Source organism: Nonomuraea fuscirosea (assembly GCF_003001935.1).
In the GTDB taxonomy this organism is placed as follows: domain Bacteria; phylum Actinomycetota; class Actinomycetes; order Streptosporangiales; family Streptosporangiaceae; genus Nonomuraea; species Nonomuraea fuscirosea.
The window spans coordinates 454,851-477,751 of sequence record NZ_PVNG01000001.1 but is presented as its reverse complement, the minus strand read 5'-3'; the positions used below and the strand labels follow the sequence as shown (position 1 = coordinate 477,751).

Annotated in this window: 18 protein-coding genes; 6 read left to right on the top strand and 12 right to left on the bottom strand. The window is 72.4% G+C overall.

Annotated features, from left to right (window positions below; all coding sequences use genetic code 11):
• Window positions 1-159: 159 nt before the first annotated feature.
• The 3 genes from B0I32_RS02170 to B0I32_RS02160 form a co-directional block, all read right to left on the bottom strand.
• The gene (locus B0I32_RS02170; RefSeq protein ID WP_181306907.1) at window positions 160-1,164 is read right to left on the bottom strand and encodes an enolase C-terminal domain-like protein; all 1,005 of its coding nucleotides are present in this window, start codon (window positions 1,162-1,164) and stop codon (window positions 160-162) included.
• Between the two features lie 11 nt (window positions 1,165-1,175).
• Complete coding sequence (locus B0I32_RS02165; protein WP_245955484.1) at window positions 1,176-2,555, bottom strand: MFS transporter; 1,380 nt, start codon at window positions 2,553-2,555, stop codon at window positions 1,176-1,178.
• Between the two features lie 90 nt (window positions 2,556-2,645).
• Window positions 2,646-3,395 carry a TetR/AcrR family transcriptional regulator C-terminal domain-containing protein gene (locus B0I32_RS02160; protein ID WP_106234431.1) on the bottom strand — a complete coding sequence of 250 codons (750 nt, stop codon included), beginning with the start codon at window positions 3,393-3,395 and terminating at the stop codon, window positions 2,646-2,648.
• Window positions 3,396-3,507: 112 nt separating this feature from the next.
• Here B0I32_RS02160 and B0I32_RS02155 point away from each other — a divergent pair, with 112 nt between their 5' ends.
• A complete protein-coding gene (locus B0I32_RS02155) occupies window positions 3,508-4,953 on the top strand; it encodes a DHA2 family efflux MFS transporter permease subunit (protein WP_106234430.1) in 1,446 nt (481 codons plus the stop codon).
• Between the two features lie 6 nt (window positions 4,954-4,959).
• Here B0I32_RS02155 and B0I32_RS02150 read toward each other — a convergent pair whose 3' ends face one another.
• The 6 genes from B0I32_RS02150 to B0I32_RS02115 are packed head-to-tail and all read right to left on the bottom strand — an operon-like array spanning window position 4,960 to window position 13,108.
• Window positions 4,960-6,126 (bottom strand): VWA domain-containing protein, encoded by a 1,167-nt coding sequence (locus B0I32_RS02150; protein ID WP_106234428.1) that lies wholly within the window; start codon window positions 6,124-6,126, stop codon window positions 4,960-4,962.
• Between the two features lie 58 nt (window positions 6,127-6,184).
• The gene (locus B0I32_RS02145) at window positions 6,185-8,680 is read right to left on the bottom strand and encodes a DUF5682 family protein (protein WP_106234426.1); all 2,496 of its coding nucleotides are present in this window, start codon (window positions 8,678-8,680) and stop codon (window positions 6,185-6,187) included.
• The gene (locus B0I32_RS02140; RefSeq protein WP_106234424.1) at window positions 8,677-9,741 is read right to left on the bottom strand and encodes an ATP-binding protein; all 1,065 of its coding nucleotides are present in this window, start codon (window positions 9,739-9,741) and stop codon (window positions 8,677-8,679) included. Before B0I32_RS02140 ends, B0I32_RS02145 begins: the two co-directional genes overlap by 4 nt.
• A complete protein-coding gene (locus tag B0I32_RS02135) occupies window positions 9,738-11,096 on the bottom strand; it encodes a DUF5691 domain-containing protein (RefSeq protein WP_219911600.1) in 1,359 nt (452 codons plus the stop codon). Before B0I32_RS02135 ends, B0I32_RS02140 begins: the two co-directional genes overlap by 4 nt.
• The gene (locus B0I32_RS59560; protein WP_245955548.1) at window positions 11,093-12,745 is read right to left on the bottom strand and encodes an SWIM zinc finger family protein; all 1,653 of its coding nucleotides are present in this window, start codon (window positions 12,743-12,745) and stop codon (window positions 11,093-11,095) included. Before B0I32_RS59560 ends, B0I32_RS02135 begins: the two co-directional genes overlap by 4 nt.
• 33 nt (window positions 12,746-12,778) lie before the next feature.
• A complete protein-coding gene (locus B0I32_RS02115; protein WP_106234422.1) occupies window positions 12,779-13,108 on the bottom strand; it encodes a hypothetical protein in 330 nt (109 codons plus the stop codon).
• Between the two features lie 33 nt (window positions 13,109-13,141).
• On the opposite strand from B0I32_RS02115, the gene B0I32_RS02110 reads away from it, so the two are divergent.
• From B0I32_RS02110 to B0I32_RS02095, 4 genes are read left to right on the top strand one after another with little or no spacing between them, the layout of a single operon-like run.
• Window positions 13,142-13,687 (top strand): cupin domain-containing protein, encoded by a 546-nt coding sequence (locus tag B0I32_RS02110; protein ID WP_219911599.1) that lies wholly within the window; start codon window positions 13,142-13,144, stop codon window positions 13,685-13,687.
• Between the two features lie 45 nt (window positions 13,688-13,732).
• A complete protein-coding gene (locus B0I32_RS02105) occupies window positions 13,733-14,161 on the top strand; it encodes a dsRBD fold-containing protein (protein WP_245955483.1) in 429 nt (142 codons plus the stop codon).
• 51 nt (window positions 14,162-14,212) lie between these two features.
• On the top strand, window positions 14,213-15,082 hold the full coding sequence (locus B0I32_RS02100) for a UTP--glucose-1-phosphate uridylyltransferase (RefSeq protein WP_106234421.1): 870 nt from the start codon (window positions 14,213-14,215) through the stop codon (window positions 15,080-15,082).
• Window positions 15,083-15,115: 33 nt separating this feature from the next.
• Window positions 15,116-16,654, top strand: a complete 1,539-nt coding sequence (locus B0I32_RS02095) for an aldehyde dehydrogenase family protein (RefSeq protein WP_106234419.1) — start codon at window positions 15,116-15,118, stop codon at window positions 16,652-16,654.
• Window positions 16,655-16,697: 43 nt separating this feature from the next.
• Here B0I32_RS02095 and glnII read toward each other — a convergent pair whose 3' ends face one another.
• Both glnII and B0I32_RS02085 read right to left on the bottom strand, forming a co-directional pair.
• Window positions 16,698-17,717, bottom strand: coding sequence for a glutamine synthetase (gene glnII, locus B0I32_RS02090; protein WP_106234417.1), 1,020 nt, complete (start codon window positions 17,715-17,717; stop codon window positions 16,698-16,700).
• An 88-nt stretch (window positions 17,718-17,805) separates the two neighbouring features.
• A complete protein-coding gene (locus B0I32_RS02085; protein WP_106234416.1) occupies window positions 17,806-18,297 on the bottom strand; it encodes a hypothetical protein in 492 nt (163 codons plus the stop codon).
• Window positions 18,298-18,467: 170 nt separating this feature from the next.
• On the opposite strand from B0I32_RS02085, the gene B0I32_RS02080 reads away from it, so the two are divergent.
• Window positions 18,468-19,664: a TerC family protein gene (locus B0I32_RS02080; protein WP_106234414.1), complete on the top strand. Its 1,197-nt coding sequence runs from the start codon at window positions 18,468-18,470 to the stop codon at window positions 19,662-19,664.
• A 116-nt stretch (window positions 19,665-19,780) separates the two neighbouring features.
• Here B0I32_RS02080 and B0I32_RS02075 read toward each other — a convergent pair whose 3' ends face one another.
• The gene (locus B0I32_RS02075) at window positions 19,781-22,891 is read right to left on the bottom strand and encodes an AAA family ATPase (RefSeq protein ID WP_106234412.1); all 3,111 of its coding nucleotides are present in this window, start codon (window positions 22,889-22,891) and stop codon (window positions 19,781-19,783) included.
• Between the last annotated feature and the right edge of the window lie 10 nt (window positions 22,892-22,901).

The following is a 22,901-nucleotide window of genomic DNA, read 5'->3' as shown; positions in this document are numbered from 1 at the left end:
CACACCCACCACACCCGGACGTCCGGCGGCCCCGACCTGGTGAAGGAGACGACTCCACCAGCATGCGGCGGGTCCGGGCCGCACCCGCGAAACGGCTGCTCCGTCACCCGCCCGATCACGGGCCGCACCCGCGAAACGACTCCTCCGCGACCCGGGGTGTCACACGCGGAAGGATTCCTTGGCCATCCGGTGCAGCCGGGTCTCGTCGATGTCGTGCCCCAGCCCCGGCTGGGTCAGCGGGACCGCGATCACCCCGGCGTTCGCGCCCACGATCGGCGTGACGATCTGGTTCTGGCGCGGCGGCTGCGTGACGTCGCACGGCAGCGTGCAGCCGGGCAGGCTGGCCACCGCCACCGTCGCCGCCCTGGCCAGACCGGCCCCTTGGCCGCCCGTGCACTGGATGTCCCAGCCGGCCGCGGCCGCGCGGTCGTGCGCGCGGCGTACCTGTGACAGCGAGGGGAAGGCGGAGGGCCGCAGCAGCAGGACGCGCGCGGCCCGCAGGGTCAGGTAGTCGTCCAGCTCGGCGGAGGAGCCCACCTCGACCGCGACCGAGGCGGTCACCTGGTCCTGGAGCGAGGCGTGGGAGTAGGTGTCGGCGACCGCGAACGGCCGTTCGATGACTTCAAGGCCGTAGGAGTCGAGCGCGAGCAGCTGGTCGAGGTCGGTGTAGGCGTTGCCGCAGTCGACGGCCAGGGTGAGCGCCGGGTACGCCTGCCGCACCGCGCGGATGGGCTCGACGTCCCAGCCGGGCCTGACGTCCACCGTGACGTGCCCGTATCCGGCGCAGACCTGCTGGTTGACCCGGGAGACCAGGCTCTCGACGGACGAGTCGGGGGTCAGCCGCACGGTCGCCACGAGCGAGGTGCGGGTGCCGCCGATCGCCTCGGCGAGCGGCACCCCGCGCATCCTGGTCCACAGGTCCCAGCAGGCCATGTCGACGGCCGGCTCGCCGGTCGGCACGGTGTCGGGATGCTCCCAGTCGATGCCGATCAGCTGCGCGGCCAGCGTCTCCTCCAGCTTGGCCCAGGTCTTGGCCGGGGGCGAGGTGGCCTCGCCCCACCCGGTCATGCCGCCGTGGTCGGTGAGCTTGACGAGCAGGGTCTCCGACTTCCTGCCGTACGGCAGCAGCAACCGGAAGACCTCGAGCTCCCGCACTCGCGGCATGAACCCCCCTTTTATGACGCGGCTTCCTCCATAGTGCCCGGTGCCGAGGAGTGCACGAAACGCGGGGCCAGCACTACGGCCACGACGGCCAGCGCGACGGCGAAGGCGAGACCGGCCGCGTAGTTCTGGGCGGCGGCGGTGAACAGGGCGCCGCTGACCGCGACGGCCATGACGGTGAACACCGACTCCCCCACGCCCACGGCGGCGGAGTTGTCGCCCTCCTCGCCCTCCTTGGACATCTCCAGCACCAGGACCGACACCGTCGGGTGCAGCGCGCCGATACCGAGCCCGACCAGGGCCATCGCCACGTACGCGACCGCGAGCGGCACCTGGTCGACGAGCACGAGGCTCACCATGGCGATGCCGGCCGCGATCAGGGCGGCGCCGCCGCGGATGGCCGCCAGGTTGCCGATCATGCCGCGACCCTTGATCCACGAGCCGGCGGACCAGCCGAGCGCCCCGACCGTGAGCACCACGCCCGCGCCGGTGGCGGTCAGGCCGCGCTCGTTCATGAGCATGAGCGGGATGAGCACCTCGGCCGCCGTGTAGGAGCCGAAGGCCAGGCCGCGCAGGACGGGCCCCGTCGGCAGGCCGCGGGCGGCCCGCAGCGAGCCGGGCAGCAGCAGCTTCGGCAGGGAGATCACCAGCAGCGCCACGCCGACGGCGAGCAGGGGCAGGCCGGCCAGCTTGAGCGCGCTGCCGTACTGGATCAGCGCGGCGGCGACTGCGGTCAGCGTGGCGTAGACGAGCTTGCGTCCGAGACCGGAGGCGGGCTCGGCGGTGACACCGGCGGCGATCTTGCCCGCGGTGCCGCGCCAGAGCAGCAGCGCGGCGGGGATCACGATGACCGTGACGCCGAGGAAGATCAGCCTCCAGTCGAGGTTCTCCACCACGAAGCCGGCGATGGCGGGGCCGACCATGGAGGGCACCACCCACGCCGCCGAGAACAGGGCGAAGACCCGTGGATGCATCGCCGGCGGGTAGACCCGGGCGACCAGGACGTACAGGGCGACCTGCGTGAATCCCATCCCGATGCCCTGCACGAACCGGCCCGCCACGAACAGCTCCATCGTCGGCGCCAGCCCGGCCAGCAACAGCCCCGCCACGAACGCCGCCACACCCGTCGCGATCGGCGGGAGCGGCCCGCGCACGTCACTCCACCGTCCGCCCAGCACCGTGGCGATCACGCTGGCGGCCAGCGTGGCGCTGAAGGCCAGGTTGTACAGGTGCATGCCGCCAAGATCACGCGCCACCACGGGCATGGCCGTGGCCACCGCCATGGCCTCGAACGCCTGCAACATCACCAGGGCGACCAGCCCGACGCTCAGCGCCCGGTATTGAGGGGCCACCACGCTGGGGGCCGCCGCCGTCTTCTCCATCGTCGTCGTCATACCGGAAAGCTATGGCCAGGCCTCTGACCGCACATCGGGCCCGGGGCCTAGGCAATTCGGCCTAAGGCGCCCGCCGCCCGCGCCCGGCCGTCAGGGGTCGCGCGGCATGCGGGCCTCGATGCCGTCGAGGATCAGGTCGAGGCCGTAGCGGAAGCGCTGCTCGCCGTCGTCGGCGATCAGGTCGTCCACGTGTTTGACCAGGTACGGGAAGCGCTCCGGCGGGATCGCCCGGTAGTAGCCGGCGATCTGGGCGACGAACGACTCGAAATACTCCTCGGGATCGTCCATCCCGGCCGCCCGCATCCGCGCGTAGTGCAGGGATGCCTCGTAGGCGTCGCCGACGATGTAGAGCGAGAGGCGGTCCATCGCCACGGCGGCCTCGCGCGGCGCCATCCCGGCCTCGACGAGCAGCCCGAAGAGGAACTCGCCCGCGCGGATCGAGTGCTCGCCCGTCGGGATGGTGGCCAGGGCGGCCCTGGCCACGTCGGCGTGCGCGCCCAGCACGCGGTGCACCTCCAGGGCGTACGCCCGCAACTGCTCCTTCCATCGGGCGGGGTCGCGCGCGGGCAGCCTGATCTCGCTGAGCACCCGGTCGTAGATCAGTTCGAGCAGCTCCTCCTTGCCGGCCACGTGCGCGTACAGCGAGGCGGGGCCGGTGTCGAGCTCCTGGGCCACCCGTCTCATGCTGAGCGCGTCGAGGCCCTCGACGTCGAGGATGCGCAGGCCGGTATCGATGATCAAATCCTGGCTGAGCTGCCGTCTCGGCTGCGCCGGCTTGCGCGACCTGCGCCACGGGGGCGCCGGGACCTCGCCCTCGCCACGTTCTTTCCGATCCACCATGCACTCACTCTACCGCGAACGCCGTACTTGACACGAACGGTGTTCGCGCTTAAAACGGTGTTCGTAACGAACAACGTTCGTCCAACACGAACACCGTTTCAAGGAGTCCCTCATGACCGTCACCGCCTCAGCGGAGGCCACCGGTGTCCAGCCCTATCGCTGGCGCTGGGTCGCGCTGTTCGTCATCCTGGCCGCCGAGGTCATGGACCTGCTCGACGCCCTCGTGACCGCGATCGCCGCCCCCACGATCCGCAGGGAGCTGGGCGGCAGCGAGAGCCTGGTGCAGTGGCTCGGCGCGGGCTACACCCTGGCCATGGCCGTGGGCCTGATCACCGGTGGCCGGCTCGGCGACCTGTACGGCAGGAAGCGCATGTTCGTGATCGGCGCCTTCGGCTTCACCGCCGCCTCGCTGCTGTGCGGCGTCTCCGGCAGCCCTGAACTGCTGATCGCGGGACGCGTGGTGCAGGGCCTGTTCGGCGCCGTGATGCTCCCGCAGGGGCTGGGGCTGATCAAGGAGATGTTCCCGCCTGAGGAGCTGGGCAAGGCCTTCGGCATGTTCGGCCCGGTCATGACCATCTCCTCCGTCGGCGGCCCGGTGCTGGCCGGCTGGCTGGTGGACGCCGACCTCTTCGGCACCGGCTGGCGCATGATCTTCCTGATCAACCTGCCGCTCGGCCTGGCCGCCGTCGTGGCCGCGCTGCGCTTCCTGCCGGAATATCGCCTCTCGAACGCCACCCGGCTCGATTTGCCCGGCGTCGCGCTCGTCTCGGCCGCCGCGTTCCTGCTCATCTTCCCGCTCATCCAGGGCCGCGAGTCGGGCTGGCCGGCCTGGACGTTCGTCTCGATGGCCGCCTCCGTCGTGCTCTTCGCCCTCTTCGGCCGGTACGAGTCCCGCCGCGCCAGGTCCGGCCGGGACCCGCTGATCACTCCCAGCCTGTTCCGCAAGCGCTCCTTCAGCAGCGGCCTCGTGGCCGGGCTCGCCTTCTTCTCCGGGATGATCGGCTTCGGCCTGGTCTTCAGCCTCTACACGCAGCTGGGCCTCGGCTTCACCCCGCTCCAGGCGGGCTTGGCCGCCCTGCCCCAGGCGCTCGGCGGCGTGGCCGGCTTCGGTCTGGCGATGTCCGGGCTGCAGGCGAAGCTCGGGCGCGGCCTGATGCAGATCGGCACCCTCGTGATGGCGGCGGGCGCGGCCGTGCTCGCCCTCACCATCCACCTCACCGGGGTGGACGTCTCCACCTGGCAGCTCTCCCCCGGTCTGGCCCTGGTCGGGATCGGCATGGGGCTGACCATGGCGCCGTTCTTCGACATCGTGCTGGCCGGGGTCGAGCCGCACGAGACCGGCTCCGCCTCCGGGGCGCTGACCGGCATCCAGCAGCTCGGCGGCGCGGTGGGCACCGCCGTGCTGGGGACGCTCTTCTTCGACCTGCTGGCCTCCGGCTGGGGGTTCGGCGCCTCCATGCAGGCGACGGTGTGGGTGGAGGTGGGGTTGCTGGCGCTGACGTTCGCGCTGACGTACCTGCTGCCCCGCCACGCCCGCCCGGAGTCCGAGCCCGCGTGACGGCGCTCAGAGGGTGGTGTGGCGTTCGGCCCACTGGGTGATGTCGCGCCGCTCGATCGCGGCCGCCATCAGGTCCGGGAAGGCGTCGGGCGTGCACGCGAACGCGGGCACGCCCATCGCGGCCAGCGCGGCGGCGTTCTCGTGGTCGTAGAACGGCGCCCCCTCGTCGGACAGCGCCAGCAGCACGATCACCTGGACGCCGGCCTGCGTCATCGCCGCCACCCTGCGCAGCATCTCCTCCCTCACGCCGCCCTCGTACAGGTCGCTGATCAGGATGAAGATCGAGTTGGCCGGTCTGGTGATGAGACCCTGCCCGTACGCGATCGCCCGGTTGATGTTGGTGCCGCCGCCGAGCTGGGTGCCGAACAGCAGCTCCACCGGATCGTGCAGCCGGTCGGTGAGGTCCACCACCGCCGTGTCGAACACCACGAGCGACGTCTTCAGCGCCCGCATCGAGGCCAGCACCGCCCCGAACACGCTCGAATACACCACCGAGGCCGCCATCGACCCGCTCTGGTCGATGCACAGCACCACCTCGCGCTGCACCGACCGCTGCCTGCGGGCGTAGCCGACGAGGCGGGAGGGGACGACGGTGTTCCGCTCCGGCAGGTAGTTCTTGAGGTTCGCCCTGATCGTCCGGTCCCAGTCGACGTCGGCCACCCGCTTGGGGCGGTGGGTCCTGGCCGACCGGTCGAGCGCCCCGCTGACCGCCGCCCTCGTCTTCTGCGCCAGCTTGCGCTCCAGCTCCGTCACCACCTTGCGCACGAGGGCCCTGGCGGACTCGCGGGCCTGGTCGGGCATGACCTTGTTGAGCGCCAGCAGGGTGCCGACCAGGTGCACGTCCGGCTCGACGGCTTCGAGCATCTCGGGTTCGAGGAGGAGCCTGGTGAGGTTGAGCCGCTCGATCGCGTCCTTCTGCATGACCTGGACGACGGTGGAGGGGAAGTAGGTGCGGATGTCACCGAGCCAGCGGGCCACCCGGGGCGCCGACGCGCCGAGCCCGCCCTCCCTGCCTCCCGGCGCTCCGTCCTCCCGGCCGCCCCGGTCGTAGACGGCGGCCAGCGCCGCGTCCATCTGCGCGTCCACGCCGTCCAGCCCGAGCCCGGTGCCGTCGGCCGCCCCGCCCCCTAGCACCAGCCGCCACCGCCGCAGCCGCTCATCGGCCGCGTCCATCCGTCCATCTGCCGCGTTCATCGGTGCATCCGTCCGCCTGCCGCGTCCATCGGTGCGTTCATCCGTCCGTCCCTCCGATGATCGACAGGACGGTGGCGACGGCGGCCGCGGCGCGGTGCTCGTCCACGTCCTGCTCCCGGTCGGCGTCGTCGCGGCCGGCCGAGCGGAGCCGTTCGCCGATGGATCTGCGTTCCGGCGCGGCGAATCCGCCGAACGTACGGCGCAGCAGCGGCAGCACGTCGACGAACTGCTCGCCGGACAGCCCCGTCAGCCAGTCGTCCACCAGGCCGAGCAGGCGCGGATCATGCACCAGCAGCAGCCCTCCCCCGGACAGGAACCCCTCCACCCACGCCGCCGCCCGCGCCGGAGCCTGCCCCCGGGACATCGCCCTGGACATGCGGTCACCGGCGTCGTCGAGCTCACCCGAGTCGAGCAGGATCCTGGTGAGCCGGCCCTCGATCAGCCCGTGCAGATCCTGCCGGTCACTGATGCCACGCAAGGTGCCCATCCACCGCCCACGCGGCGACACCGCCGAGCCGGCCTCCTCGACCACCTCGGAGCGTGCGACTCCCGATGGCGGCGCACCAGAAGCCGCCCTCTCTTCCGGCCCCGCGCCCTCGGGAGCCGCCGTCTCTTCCGGCCCCGCGCCCTCGGGAGCCGCCGTCTCCTCCGACGGCGCGGTCTCGGGAGCCGCCGTTCGCTGCGGTGACGTGTTCTCGGGAGGGTCGGTGAGGAGGGCGACGGCCGAGTGGACCGCGTCCACGTGTTTGAGCAGGTCGGCCGCCGCGTCGTCGTCCAGGCCCGTCACCGCCACCGGCAGCCCGACGCAGATGCGTTCCAGCATCGAGCGGACGATCACCGCCAGCCCGTCGGCCGAGGTGCCGCGTACGTCGCCGTAGCGGTGGGCACGCACCATCGCGGGCAGCGCCGCCATCAGGTGGGTGACGTCCGTGTCGAGCGCCGCCTTGGCCGACAGGGCCGCCAGCACGCCGGGCAGCGCCTGCGGCAGGTCGGCCAGCAGGCACTGTTCGACCAGCGAGGTCAGGTCGGCCAGCGTCGCCGACGGCGCCCCGGCCAGGTCGCCGGCCCGCTGGGCGGCGGCGGACGGCACGGTGGTGCCCAGGGCGGCGTGCTCGATGAGGGCGAGGTCGTGCTCGGGCCGCCACTGGAGCGTCCACGTCTCCCTGAACGTCCCCTTGCCGCGCGCCCGCACCGGCGTGCCCCAGCCCACCCCGAGCAGCCGCAGCCGGTGCAGCAGGTGGCTGCGGTCGAGGTCGAGGGGCTTGCGCAGGTCGAGGTCGATCTCGCGGTCGAGCGCCTCCGGCCTGAGCTTCAGCCGCCGCTGCCGGTCGCGCAGGTCGCGCTGGAGCGGCACCATCGGGGTGCCGTCGGAGACGTGGCCGAGCCGGTCGCCGACGACCATGCGCCGCTGGATCAGCTCCACGGCCAGGTCGTCGCCCTCGCACAGCACCGCCCTGGCCGCCTCGGTGACCTCGCCGAGCCCGGCCAGTGGCCGGCCGCGCAGGGCGGCCAGGCTGCCGGCCAGGCGTACGGACTCGATGACGTGCGCGGACGAGACCGCCAGCCCCTCGTCACGCAGCACCGCCGCGGCCGCGGCCAGCCACCGCTCCACGGGCCGGTCGGGAGTGTCGAACAGGTGGTGGTACCAGCCCGGCGAGGTGATCCCCGCGCCGTAGCCGCTCCAGGAGGCGAGCCTGCCGTACGTCCACGGCACCCAGGTCAGCTCGGCCTTCACCTTCGACAGACCGCGCAGAACGGCGTTGTCCGCGGTCACGGACGGCAGCGGGCCGGTCAGCGCGGGCACGTGCCAGGCGCCGCAGACCACCGCGATCCGCCCGAAACCCTGCTTGATCGCCGCGCGGAGCGTCTTGCGCATGTACGCCTCGCGCCTGGCCTCCCGCTCGTCCGGCCGGTATCCCTCGCGTACGGCGGCCATGGCCTCGGCGATGACCTCGAACGGCGTGTCACCGCCCCGGTGCTCGACGACGTCCTCCCACCAGCGCTCGGGATCGTCGTACCCGGCCGCGCCGGCCAGCGCCCCGATGGGATCCCCCCGCATCCCGGTCACCGCCGCCCCGGCCCCAGGCCCTCCGGGCGCCACCCCGTCAGGCCCCGCCCCGCCACCAGGCACCGCCGTGCCGGGCGTCACCCCGGCAGGTGCCGCCGTGCCGGGCGGCTCCGTTCCGGGCTCAGGGCCGCCGGGGTCGGCCTCGGGCGGAGCGTCGGCCAGGGAGTGGGCGGCGGGCAGGTCGCAGAACCGTACGGGGACACCCGCGGACGTGCCGTACCGGATCGCCTGCCACTCCGGCGAGAACTCCGCGAACGGCCAGAACGCCGCCCGGGCCGGCGCCCCCGGCACGTGGGCGAGCAGCGCGACCGGCGGCTCCAGGCCGGGCGCGTGCGTGACCAGGGCGTCGGCCTCGGGCGGGCCCTCGATGAGGATGACGTCGGGGCGCAGGCGTTCGAGTTCGCGCCGCACGGCCCGCGCCGAGCCGGGCCCGTGGTGGCGTACGCCCAGGACGGAGACGCTCATGAAGTCTCGCGGCACGCGCGGTAGAAGTCGCGCCAGTCGGAGCGTTCGCGCACCACCGTCTCCAGGTATTCGCGCCACACCACCCGGTCCGACACCGGCTCCTGCACCACCGCGCCGACGATCCCCGCGGCCACGTCGGACGGCCGCAGCACCCCGTCGCCGAAGTGGGCGGCCAGCGCGATGCCGCTGGTCAGCACGGAGATGGCTTCGGCCGTGGACAGGGTGCCGCTGGGCGACTTGAGCTTGGTGCGGCCGTCCTCGGTCACGCCGGCGCGCAGCTCTCTGAACACCGTCACCACCCGCCGGATCTCCGCCAGCCCCGTCGTCGTCTCCGGCAACTCCAGCGAGCGGCCGAGCTGGGCGACGCGGCGGGCGACGATGTCGACCTCCTCCTCGGCGGTCGCCGGGACCGGCAGCACGACGGTGTTGAAGCGGCGGCGCAGCGCGCTGGACAGCTCGTTGACGCCGCGGTCGCGGTCGTTGGCCGTGGCGATCACGTTGAAGCCGCGCTCGGCCTGGACCTCGCGGTTGAGCTCGGGGATCGGCAGCGTCTTCTCCGACAGGACGGTGATCAGCGCGTCCTGGACGTCGGACGGCATGCGGGTCAGCTCCTCGACCCGGGCGACGCGGCCCTCGGCCATGGCACGCATCACCGGCGACGGGGTCAGCGCCTCGATGGAGGGACCCTCGGCCAGGAGTCTGGCGTAGTTCCAGCCGTATCTGATGGCCTCCTCGGCGGTGCCGGCGGTGCCCTGAACGAGCAGCGTCGAGTCGCCGCTGACGGCGGCGGCCAGGTGCTCCGACAGCCACGTCTTCGCGGTGCCGGGCACGCCGAGCAGCAGCAGCGCGCGGTCGGTCGCGAGCGTGGCGACGGCCACCTCGACGATGCGCCGCGCGCCCACGTATTTGGGGGTGACGCGGTCGCCGTCGCCCAGGATGTACGTGGTGACGGCCCACGGCGAAAGCCTCCAGCCGGGTGGCCTCGGACGGTCGTCGTCCTTGGCCAGGAAGGCCAGCTCCTCGGCGTACTGGTCTTCCGCGTGCGGGCGCAGAACGGTCATAGGGGGAGCTCCTTGTACATGTCAGCGCGGAACCGTAGCAGGGCGGCGACCTGCTGGATGGGTTCAGCGGGTGAGAAGTCCTCGGCCAGCTCGTACAGGGCCGGGTCGCTGTGCTCGCCCGCCAGCTTGACCAGCTCGCCGAGGTTCCACGGCTGGGTGGCGGCGACTTTCACGATCTTGCGCAGCACCGCCGTGGCCAGGCCCTCGCCCCAGAGGGACGACACCCCGCCGAGCACCATGATCAGCTGGCTGTCCAGGTCGTGGTTGTGCACGAACCGGGCAGCCAGCTCCTGCTGTTCCGCCGGCGGAAGGGATTCGAGCAGGTCGGCGATCGGGTCCCAGCCGAACATCGCCCGCGCCCACTCGGGGTTTCGCTGCAGCACCGCGGCGCGTACCCAGGCCGCCTTCACCTCGGCGTCCCAGTCGGGGATCCGCATCGCGAGCAGCGCGGCCGGCGGCCGGTCCCAGAGCGCCAGCGGGGCGCGGGCGATGATCTGCTGCAGCCACCAGGCGCGCTCGCCGATGCCCCTGGGCGGCTTCTGGCGCACGCCGTCGCGCTCCATCGCCTTGTCGCAGACCGTGGGCGCCTCCACGGCGATGACCTCACCGCCGCCGCTCTCGCGCCGGATCGTCACGCAGGCGCGCACCCGCTCGGCCATGCGCCGGGACATGCGCGAATCGGGCAGGCGGGTCAGCAGGTTGGCCGCGGCCTGGCGCACCTCCCTGCGCCGGTCGTCCAGCGCCTGCTCAAGGAACGGCTCGTCCTCCATGCTCAGCCCCTCGGCCAGCACCTCCACGAACCCGGCCCGGTCGTCGGGGGTCTCGCGCTCCCACGAGCTCTCCAGCAGCCGCCTGGCCCCGGCCGGATCGGCCGCCCTGAGCGTGCTCAGGTGGGCCCGCCGGTCGGCGGCGCCGCCCAGCTCCCACGTCTCGCCCGTGGGCTCCTCCAGCAGGTAGTCCCAGGCGGGGTTGAGCCCGGCCAGCCAGCGTCCGCGCCGGCCCGCGAGCACGCCGAGGTGCACCCTGATCGAACGGTCGCGCCGGCCGCGGTCGAGCAGGTCGGGCAGCGCGTACGCGGGCACCCTGCGGCCGGTCGCGGCGGCCGCGGCCAGCCACTCCGGCAGCAGCCGCTCGTGCTCGCCACTCAGGATGCGGACGAGCCGTTCGGCCGCGCGCCTGCCGACCGCCTCCCGCTCCTCCTCGGGCGCTCGCTCCAGCCGCCCCGTCTCGCCCGCGCGCCGCCCCGCCCGCCGCCGCGCTACTTCGACGGCCGCGGCTTCGAGCAGGTCTCCGGGGTACGGCCGGCGGTCGGTGCCCACGAGCGCCGTGGACGTCAGCTGCTCCCAGCCCGTCATGCCAGGATCACCGCCCTTCCCTCGTCGTCCCAGGTGGTCAGGGGTCTCAGGCCTTGCGGCGTCCATTCGACGGCCACGGTGAGCGGCCGCCCGCCGGACACGGCGATCAGCCGCCAGGGGTCGCGGGAACGCGGGTGCCAGGGCAGGCCACCGATCTCGGTCCGGCCGGGAACGGCTCCGGCAAGGACGAGCGGCCAGGACTCGGTCCATGGATCTTCGGCCAGCGCCCGCGCCACCTCGTCCAGCGCCTCGTCCACCGCCATCCCCGGCGGCACGGCCCAGAGCCGCGCATCCCCGGACGATTCGGCCTGCGACGGTGTGGCCTCCAACGCTGTGGCCCTGGAGGTTGGGCGGAGGGAGGGGGTGGTGTCGGGTGTCGGGGTGTCCGGGGGTGGTGGGGTGAGGATGGCGTGGCGGGTGGCGACCAGGGCTCGCAGGGGGGCGGCGCCCGGGTAGTAGGTCAGGTCGGCGTCGATCGTGGTGCCCGTCACCAGGGACGCGTCCAGCGCCTGGCCCTGGGGGGCGAACGACAGGATGAGGGCGGGGCGGCCGGTGCGGCGGCCCCGTAGCCAGACGCGGCGTGCCGTCAGCCGGTCCTGCTGCTCGTCACGCCGTCCCAGGACGTCCCAGTGGTCGCGCACCACGGGGCCGGCCAGCACCTCTTCCCTGGTGACGGGGAAACCGGTGCGGATCAGCACGGTCTCGGCGAGCGGCCCCGGCAGGGCGGCCCGCCGGCGGTAGGCGACGGCGAGCAGGTCGATCAGCGCGTATTCCTCCAGCAGCCGCCCCGGCCAGCCCTCCTCGGCCCGCACCCGGGCAAGGCGGGAGACGACGCCCGCCACGCCGGGGGCCTGGGCGTCGATGAGCCGCTTGGCCAGCCCCTCCCAGTCGTGCTCGGCGGCTCCGGCCAGCCCTTGACGCACCTGATCGGCCAGCCACCGCTCCAGCTCGCCGAGCCCAGCGGCAACCCGCCCATGCCGCACGCTCTCCGCCCGCCCGGCCCCGCCACCCCCGGCCCTCTCCCCGCCCGGAGCCGCCCCACCGGATCCAGGCCCTTCTGTGCCGGGCCGAACCACCTCACCGGTTCCAGGCTCCTCCATGCCTGACCGCGCGACTCCGCTGGTTCCAGGGCCTTCCGCGCCTGGCCGGGCCGCCTCACGGGCTCCAGAGCCTCCCCGGCCAGGCCGGGCCGTTCCAGCGGCGGCCGATCCCTCCGTGTCGGGCGGGACGTCGTCGGTGGGGCTGGCTGACACCCCGTCGGTGGCGTCAGCGCGAGTTTCGGCGCGGGCGGCTTCGAGGCGGGCGGTGGACTTGGCGGCGCGGGCGGCCCTGCCCTCCATCCACTCCGTCACCCACTGCGGGGCCGCCGCCAGCTCGGGGACCCCGTCGGCGGACCAGAGGAGCAGCAGCCCGAGGGCGTGCTTGCAGGGGAACTTCCGGCTCGGGCAACTGCACCGGTAGGCGGGCTCGGTGAGGTCGACGCATGCCAGGTAGGGCCTGGACCCGCTGCCCCGGCACTCCCCGAACACGACCAGGCCCGTCGTGCCGTTGGACGACCATCTGCCCGGCGCCGACACCCCCTGCGCCGCCTTGCGGGACGGCGCGTCGGGGGCGAGGGCGAGGACCTGATCCCGGCTCCACCGCTGCATCACCTGCCGCAGACTAGCCAGCCTGACCGACATTTAGCAGCCCTGGCAGGCGATGTCCCCGTCCACGGCCCGCTCGGGGCCGAAGCCGGTGGGGAAGCTGCTGGCGTACACCTCGGGCTCCGTGCACGTCTCCGTGACCGTGACCGGCACCTCGGTGGGCTCGTCCCCGACCGTCACCGTGACGCGGTGCTCGCCGGGCGGCGTGTCCCTGGGCGCGGTGATCCGGACGGCCGCGGTGACGCCCTGATGGGCGGGGACGTCCGGGGACGAGGTGGCGGGGGTGGCGGTGGGCGGCGCGGCCGCGGTCACCATGAGCGGCCGGGTGAGCGGGTCGCCGGTGTTGTCGACGACCCGCGCGACCACGTCCGCTGTCCGGAACGTCCCTAGACTCGTCCCGTGGAGTTGCGGATCTATCCCGACGGCCCAGCCGTCCAGGTGGCCGACGAGGCCGAAGCCCTGACCAGCCCGCTCGACGGACAGCTCGTCCTCGACGGCGACCGGTTCCTGCGCAGGGACGTCACGGGCGCCCCCGTCGCGTTCGTACCGCGCCCGCCCGTCGCCGCGGCCCTCGACCTGCTGCCTCATCCCGAGGGCGGCTGGTTCCGCGAGACGTGGCGCTCGCCGGTGACGTTCGAGCCGGAGGGCTATGAGGGGGCGCGGGCCAGCGCCACCGCCATCTACTTCCTGCTGCATCCGGGCGAGGAGTCGGTGCCGCACGTGGTCAGGTCGGCCGAGATCTGGCTGTGGCACCGCGGCGGGCCGCTCAGCCTGACAATCGGGGACGAGGACGTGCTGCTGGGGCCCGACGTGGAGGACGGGCAGGTGCCGCAGGCGGTCGTGCCCGGCGGGGTGTGGCAGTCGGCGCGGCCGGCCGGCGCGGAGGCGGTGCTGGTGAGCTGCCTGGTCTCCCCCGGCTTCGACTTCGCCGACTTCACCGCCTGACGTCACGTCCCGGCTCGGCGGGCATCGTACGGGAGGATCCCTTGGTTGAGTGCCTTCCGCGCGGGCAGCAGCCCGCTGGAAGAGGGAGGTGTGGTCATGGAGACCAAGGAATGGGCCGTGCGGATCGAGCTCGCCGAGGACGGCGACGACACCACGGCACGCGCGACGCTCACCGCGCCCGCCGGGCACGACACCACGGAGCCCGGCCACGACACCGCGGTGGCCGGGCGCGACACCGCGGTGGCCGGACGCGACGGGGCAGAGGCCGGACGCGCCACGACGGAGGCGGGGCGGGCCCTGACGGGGGTCGGGCGGGCGCGGCGCAATCCCGCGGACGCGCGGGTGGCCGGGATCGGCGACGAGCTGGCCGTCTCCCGCGCGCTGGCCGACCTGGCCGAGCAGCTCGCCGTCATCACGAACCGCGACATCGCCGAGTCGTCCGCCGAGTCCCCCGCCCCGAGCCGATCGTGGTGAACGACTCACCGCGCGTGACCTGTAGCAGCCGCACCACATAAGGAGTGACGTATGGTCCGTAAAGCCGTGATCCCGGTGGCCGGTCTGGGCACCCGGCTGCTGCCCCTCACCAAGGCGCTGCCGAAGGAGATGCTGCCGATCGGCGACAAGCCCGTCATCGAGCACACCATCCGCGAGCTCGTCGACTCCGGCATCGACGAGATCACCATCGTCACCTCGGCCCGCAAGGACCTGGTGCAGCGGCACTTCGCCCCGGACGCCGACCTGGAGCGGCAGTTGCGCGAGGCGGGCAAGGACGACCTGGCCGCCGCGGTGGCCGAGCTGTCGTCGCTGGCGCACATCACGTACCTGTACCAGAACGGCCCGTACGGCAACGGCACCCCCGTGCTGAACGCCGCCCGCGTCATCGGCGACGAGCCGTTCATGGTGCTGTGGGCCGACGACGTGTTCGTGGCGGAGGTGCCGCGCGCCCGGCAGCTCAAGGCGGCCTACGAGGCGACGGGGGCGCCGGTGCTGGCGCTGATGCCGATGGAGGTCGAGGACGCCTCCCGCTACGGCGTGCCGATCGTCGAGGAGGATCTCGGCGGCGGCCGGCTGCGCGTCTCCGGCCTGGTGGAGAAGCCGCGCCCGGAGGAGGCTCCGTCCCGGTACGCGGCCATAGGCGGTTACGTCGTCACCCCCGGCGTCGTCGCCGAGCTGGAGGCGGCCACGCACCGCTGGTACGAGGACCCGCAGGGCGAGATCTACCTGACCGACGCGCTGCACCGCCACGCCGCCACGCACCCGGTGTACGGGCAGGTCATCGACGGCACCTGGTACGACACCGGCTCACCGCTCAACTATCTGCGGGCGCAGTTCGCCGCCGCGCTGGCCGATCCGGTGCACGGGCCGGAGCTGCGCAAACTGGCCCTGGAGAGCTAGCGTCTACCGGAGAACTTACGGAGGAGGGCCCCGGTGAGCCGAAACATCGTTTCCATCGTGGGCGGCAAGGACGCCGCCGCAGCGACCACGTACGACTCGACCAACCCCGCCCGCACGAGCGAGGTCGTGGCGCGGGTCGGGCTGGCCGACGCGGACACGTTCGCCGCCGCCTGCCGCACCGCCAAGGAGGCGCAGCGGGAGTGGGCCAGGGTGCCCGCGCCGGTGCGCGGCAGGGTGATCGCCTCGATCGGGCGGCTGGTGGAGGAGAACGCCGAGGCGCTGGCGCGGCTGGTGACCGAGGAGATCGGCAAGCCGTACGCGGAGGCTCTGGGCGAGGTCAGGGAGATCGTCGACACGTGTGACTTCTTCCTGGGCGAGGGCCGCAGGTTGTACGGGCAGACGGTGCCGTCCGAGATGCCGGACAAGAACCTGTTCACCTTCCGCAACCCGATCGGCGTGGCGGCGGTCGTCACGGCGGGCAACTTCCCGGTGGCGGTCCCGTCGTGGTACCTGGTGCCGGCCCTGCTGTGCGGCAACGCCGTCGTCTGGAAGCCCGCCGAGTACGCCGCCGCCTCCGCGCACGCGATGTTCCGGCTGTTCACGGCGGCGGGCCTGCCCGACGGGGTGCTGAACATCGTCTTCGCCGACGGCGCCGACACCTTCCGCGGCCTGGAGCTGGCCCTGGAGGAGGGCAGCGTGCAGAAGGTGGGCTTCACCGGCTCCAGCGAGGTGGGCAGGAAGGTCGGCGAGCTGACCGGGCGGCACCTGCAGTCCGCCTGCCTGGAACTGGGCGGCAAGAACCCCATGGTGATCATGCCGGACGCCGACCTCGACCTGGCCGTGGAGGGCGCGCTGTTCTCCGGCTTCGGCACCGCGGGCCAGCGTTGCACGAGTCTCGGCACGGTCATCGTGCACGAGAGCGTGCACGACGCGTTCGTCGAACGGTTCGCGCGGGCCGTAGGCGAGGCCGAGATCGGCGACCCGGCCGGCGACGTGCTGGCGGGGCCGCTGCTCGACCAGAAGTTCGCCGACCGCTACGAGGAGTACCTGACCTGGATCCAGCCCCACCACCAGGTCGTCACGGGCCCCACGGGCCGCGTCACCGGCGGCAACCCGCGCGGCGGCTTCGACGGCGCCGGCGGCCTCTACTACCACCCGGTCGTGGTGGACGGCGTGCGGCCGGGCGACCGGCTGTTCATGGAGGAGACGTTCGGCCCGATCGTGGGCGTCACCACGTTCGCCACCCTGGACGAGGCGGTCGAGCTGGCCAACCTGCCCGGCTACGGCCTGTCGAGCTCCATCTACACCACCGACCCGAAGCACGCCTTCCGCTTCCGCGAGGGCATCTCGGCCGGCATGGTCAGCGTCAACAACTCCACCTCGGGGGCCGAGGCGCACCTGCCGTTCGGCGGCAACGGCAAGTCGGGCAACGGCAGCCGCCAGTCCGGCGTGTGGGTGCTCGACCAGTTCACCCGCTGGCAGGCGATGAACTGGGACCACTCAGGGCGCCTGCAGAAGGCCCAGATGGACGTGGCCGAGATCGTCCCCGATCTGGGCTTCCGCCTGGCATGAGAAACGGGGGCCCCGATCGGGGCCCCCGTCGCTCGCCGGTCGGTCAGACCTGGCCGGCCTTCTCCAGGGCCGAGCAGCAGGTGTTCACCAGCAGGCGGGTGACCACGTACGGGTCGATGTTGGCGTTGGGACGGCGGTCCTCGATGTAGCCCTTCTTGTCCACCTCGACCTGCCACGGGATGCGCACCGAGGCGCCGCGGTTGGAGACGCCGTAGGTGTACTTGTTCCACGGGGCGGTCTCGTGGTGGCCGGTGAGGCGGGACTCGATGTCGGCGCCGTACTGGCTGACGTGCTCCATCGGCTTGTCACCCTCGCCGAGCGACTCGCAGGCGGTGATGATGGCCTCGTAGCCCTCACGCATGGCCTTGGTGGAGAAGTTGGTGTGCGCGCCGGCGCCGTTCCAGTCGCCGCGGGCGGGCTTGGCGTCGAGGGTGGCCTCCACGCCGTGCTCCTCGGCGGTCCGGTAGAGCAGGTAACGGGCGATCCACAGGTGGTCGGCGACCTCGATCGGACCGGCCGGGCCGACCTGGAACTCCCACTGGCCCGGCATGACCTCGGCGTTGATGCCGGAGATCTTCAGGCCGGCGGCGAGGCAGCGGTCGAGGTGGAGCTCGACGATCTCGCGGCCGAACACGGCCTCGGCGCCCACGCCGCAGTAGTAGTGGCCCTGCGGGGCGGGGAAGCCGCCCTCGGGGAAGCCGAGCGGGCGGCTGCCCTTGAAGAACGTGTACTCCTGCTCGATGCCGAACCAGGACTCCTGCGCCGCGAACTGCTCGGCGATCGGGCGCAGCAGCGCACGCGTGTTGCTGGCGTGCGGCTCGCCGTCGATCTCCTCGACCTCGCACAGGACGAGCTTGTGCTCGCCGCCGCGGATCGGGTCCGGGCAGGTGAACACCGGGCGGAGCACGCGGTCCGACGAGTGGCCCTCGGCCTGGTTGGTGCTGGAGCCGTCGAAGCCCCAGACCGGAGGCTCGGCTCCGTCGGCCAGGATCTTCGTCTTCGAGCGCAGCAGAGCCGTGGGCTCGGTGCCGTCGATCCAGATGTACTCAGCCTTGTAGCTCACGGCGGTCCTTTCGGGGTTTCTCTCAGCCACGCCGAGTCTTACGGATGGCCGTTTCCCGCTTTTTGCCCGAATGTGAACGGCGTGTTAATCAGGGACCGGTCCGCACCGTGCCGTCACCCGCGACGGTGAGCACCGCCTGCGGGCCCGCCTTGCCGCAGTCGGGGCCGTTGGGGTACAGGCCGCGCGGCGTGACCTCGATCGTACGCTCCAGCACCGGCTCGGGTCCGCCGCCCCGCAGCGTCAGGCGCACCCGCACCGGCCGTTCCGGCAGCCCCTGGACGTCGCCGAACCCGTTCTTGTCCCCCGTGGGCACGGCCTGCACGGCGCAGGTGTCGCCCGAGCACGTCTCCTGACCGGGCCGCGAGGACGGGTGCAGCGTGGCCCGCGCCTGCCGGCAGGAGCCGTCCCAGCACACGTCCAGCTCCACGGACTCGGCTTCGGCCGCGAGCGGCGCCCGTACGTGCACCGACACTCCGGCGGCGGCGCCGATCAGTGTGCAGGGGACGTCGTCCGAGCAGCCCGCGGTGAGCAGGAGGGCGCAGGCGAGCAGGACGGAGGCGGGGGAGGCGAGTCGCGGCACACCCCTAAGACGCGGGCTGGTCGCGTCCGGTTCGACGGGCTTTCGCGTGATACGAGCGGGACGAGGGCCGGCGGGGCGGGCATGAGGGCCGGTGATCGGGGTAACACCTGCCACGACAACCCCGCAAAGGCCGCCTTTCCCCACGGCGGCCCGCACCTCTGGAGCCTTGAGTGGACGTTTCCGCCGGCGTGTGGTGGCTCACGATCGTGGGGATCGCCGGGCTGCTGCTGTTCGACTTCGTCTTCCACGTCCGCAAGGCTCACGTCCCCACGCTGCGCGAGGCCTCGATCTGGTCGTCCCTGTACGTGGGCGTCGCGCTGCTGTTCGGCGCCGGCGTCTGGCTCTTCGGCGGCGCCGATCCCGGTGCCGAGTACTTCGCCGGCTACGTGACGGAGAAGGCGCTGTCGGTCGACAACCTGTTCGTCTTCCTCGTCATCATGGGCAGCTTCAAGGTGCCCCGCGCCGACCAGCAGAAGGCGCTGCTGTTCGGCATCGTCTTCTCGCTCGTCGCGCGCACCGGCTTCATCCTGCTCGGCGCGGCGCTGATCAACACGTTCGCCTGGGTGTTCTACCTGTTCGGCCTGATCCTGCTGCTCACGGCGGGCAACCTGCTCAAGCCGGAGGGCGGTGACGGCCGCTCCCCCGACAACCTCATGGTCCGGGTCGCGCGCCGACTGCTGCACACGAGCGACACCTACGACGGCGACCGGCTCTTCACCGTCCAGGACGGCAAGCGCGTCATGACGCCGATGTTGCTGGTCATGATCGCCATCGGCGGGACCGACGTGCTGTTCGCCCTCGACTCGATCCCGGCCATCTTCGGCCTCACCCAGAACGTCTACCTCGTCTTCACCGCGACCGCGTTCTCCCTGCTGGGGCTGCGCCAGCTGTACTTCCTCATCGACGGGCTGCTCGACCGGCTCATCTACCTGGCCTACGGGCTGGCCGCGATCCTGGCCTTCATCGGGGTCAAGCTGGTCCTGCACGCGCTGCACGAGAACAACGTGCCGTTCATCAACGAGGGCGAGCCGGTGCCGGTCGTGGAGATCAGCACGGGGCTGTCCCTGTCGGTGATCGTCGGGGTGCTGCTGGTCACGGTGGTGGCCTCGCTGGCCAGCCCGAAGGGCCGGGCCCAGAACACGGTGTCGGGGGTACGCCGGTACGCGGAGGCGTACCTGGACGTCGAGCACGACCCGGTGGTGCGCGAGGAGCTCTTCGACCGGCTGCTCGTGAAGGAGGAGCAGCTGCGGCAGCTGCCGGAGCGGTACCGCCGGGAGATCCGCGACGAGGACCGCCTGCTGGCCCTGCTGCGCCGCGCCCACGAGGAACACGACCGGGCCGGACCATCCGCCGGGCGACCGGTGTGACCGCAGGTCGGGCCTGTCCGGACCGCAGGCCGGGCTTGTTCAACCGCAGGCCGGGCTTGTTCAAACCGCAGACCGGGCGGCCGGTGGTGCCGGCCGCCCGGGGTGCGCGGGCGCGGTCAGCCGCCGCGCCGGTCGGTGCCGTTGCCGTTGCCGTCGTAGCCGAGCAGCCGCATGGCCGTGTCCGGGTCCATCGCCGCGGCCAGCAGCTGCGCTCTGGCGTGGGCCTGGTCGCGTTCCTGCTCGGCCTTGACCTGCGCCGCGCGGACGCCCTTGATCGCCACGAACGCCAGCCCGGCGCCCACGATGACCGCGACGACCACGACGAACAGCAGGAGCAGCAGCCCGGGCGAGGCCACCGAGGGAGCGGCGGCCGAGCCGGCGGCGTTCCCGCCGCCGAGCACGCCCGTCACGGCGAGCGCGGCGATGACGGAGATCACCACGAGGGCAAGCAGGCTGGCGACGACGAGCCAGATGCGGCCGGCCCGGCGGCGCCGCTGCGGCGACGGCGTGCTCGCCGCGGGCGTGCCCACGACGACCGGCACCGGCGCCGAGGCCGCTGAGACCCCCGAGGCAGGGCCGTTGGCGGGCCCGGCGCCCGGCTGGGTGCCGGCCCAGGGCACGAACTCGGGCCGGTCGGCCGGCTCGCGCTGCGGATCCTGACCGACCTGAACGGGCGGCCCCGTGGGAGGCGGCGCCTGGATCCCCGGCGGGCGCCCAGCAGGAGACCCGGCAGGAGGCGCCGCCGTGGCCGGTCCGGGTGGGGGCAGCACCTGGATCCCGGTGGGCGGGGCCGCGAAGGGCGGCGTGGGCACGCCCGTCCCCGGCGCGGCGGAGCCGACCGTCACGACCGGAGCCTCCTCCACATGCCCGGGCAGCGCGCGGTCGATGCGGCTGTGCTCCTTGTGCGCCCTGGCCGCGTCGTGGTGGTACTCCTCCAGCTCCTGGTAGAGCTCGTCGGAGGCGTAGATGGTGCCGTCGACGAGCGGCCCCGGCTCCCTGCGGATGACGGCGACCACGTCGTCGCCGTTGAGGGTCTTGTGCGTCTCCAGCGCGTGCGCCAGGCACAGCACGTCCCTGCGGTGCTCCTCCAGCAGTCGCTCGGTCCGCTCCAGCAGCCGCACCAGGTTGAACTCGATGCGCTCGCCGAGCACGTCGGGCGCGAGGTCGGGCTGGCGCCTGGCCGGCTCCCGCTCGGTGATGCCGATGCCGGCGCCGGGCCCGCGCTTGCGCATGGCCTTGCCGCCCATGATCTCCAGCTCCTGGAGCGCTGGCAGCGAGGTGACGCCGGAGCCCATCCCCCAGTACGACTCCATCATCGCGGTCAGGTAGGTGGCCGAGTAGAGGTCGCCGGAGACGCCGGAGGAGTTGTCCTCGCCGAAGAACATGCGCTCGCCGGCCAGCGAGGCCAGGGAGACCATGATGTCGGCCTCGTGCTCCGACTTCCACCGGGTGAACTGGTCCTCGGGCTTGATCGAGGCGACCATGCCCAGGTAGTCGGCGCCCTTCTCGATGGTGGCGATGTCGATCTCGAGGTGGAAGCGGGTCACGTACGCGACGACGGCGTGGCAGGCCTCGTGCACCGCCACCGCGTGCCGTTCGCGCTCGATGTACTCGACGTCCTCGGGCGGCCCGAGCTGCTTGAGCCGCTTGGCGCGCAGTACGTCCGACCAGGTGATGACCTCGCGGCCGTCCCTGATGGCCGTGATGAGCGACTCGTTGACCAGGTCCTTGATGGTGGCGCCGGTGGCGTACGGGGTGATCGTGGCGAGCTTGTCGATCTGCTCGGGGGTGAGCTCGTGCCACACCTTGTCGAAATAGCCCTGGTACGTGCGCACCCGCCCCGCCTTGGATGGATAGCCGACCTTGTAGATGCGGTCGATGCGGCCGGGCCGCAGCAGCGCCTCGTCCAGCGCGTCGGGCCGGTTGGTGGCCATCATGACGAGGATGCGGTATTTGGGCGGGGGCTTGGGCCGCATGCCGAGCAGCCGGCGGACGAGCCGGTTGAAGAAGCCGCGCGGCTTCTTCAACCCGGACAGCTCGGTGAGCAGCGCCTGCAGCGTGCCGGTGTCGCCGCCGCCGCCGTTCATGCCGCCGCCCATGAAGAAGCGGTTGCGCCGGCCCGGCTCCTCCTCCGCCCGGCCGCCGCCACCGAAGGCGAGCAGCTGGCGGGTGGCCTCGGACATGTAGTTCGCGCCGTGGCAGCCGGCCACGCCCGACAGGCCGGAGAAGCCGCCGCCCTGTCCCGGCGGGCCCTGCTGGGCCAGGCGGCCGCGCTTGCCGAGGGAGTCGGCCTCGTCGAAGAAGACGATGACTCCGCCGTACCGGAGGGCCAGTTTGCGCAGTTTCCTGAACAGCGACTTGACCTTGAGGATGCCGATGCCCATGAACATGTTCGTGAACGCGCCCGGATCCACGAACACGTACGGCTTGCCGGTCTCTCCGGCCACGGCCTCGGCCATGAGGGTCTTGCCGGTGCCCGGCGGCCCCCACAGCAGCAGGCCGCTGGGGACGTACCCGCCGCGCCGCTCGATCTCGTCCGGCCGCTCCAGGAAGACGATGTTCTCCCTGACACGCTCGACCACGTGATCCTGGCCCCACACGTCGTGGAAGCGGGTCTTGATGTCGTCGGGGAAGTACGTCTCGACGCCGCCCCTGGACAGGAACCAGAACAGGCCGACGAACTGGATGATGACGAAGAAGAACAGGAAGACGATCTGCAGGAAGAACGGCAGTGCCTGCCAGATCAGCGCCGGGGCCTGGAGCAGCGCGGCGAACGGGCTGATGTCCAGCACCGCCCCCAGCACCAGGGCGATCAGGGTGATGAAGAAGGCGATCTTGAGCGCCCTGGCGAGCCGGAAGCGGGTCCAGTCGTCGAAGCGGCGGTGGGTCCAGCGTTCGAAGCCGCCGAAGACCTTCTGGCTCCAGAAGCGGTGGTAGGCCGACCAGTGCTCGCTGACGAAGAAGTGCAGCTGCCTGATCGCCTCGGCCCCGAGCAGCCAGAAGATCCACTGGTATTCGACGGCGATCTTCTGCGCGGCCTCGGGGAAGGTCATGATGCCTTCGAAGTCGGCCATCACCTTCCACGTGAGGATGAGGTAGGCCAGCACCAGGACGATAAGAAATTTGCTCCGGTCCCAGAACTGCATTTTCTTCCTGGTCACGGATTCGGGATCGGAAGGCCCGCTGCCGGGGGCGCGCAGCCCTTCGTGGTGAATGGTCGTGGTCAATGGTGCTCCC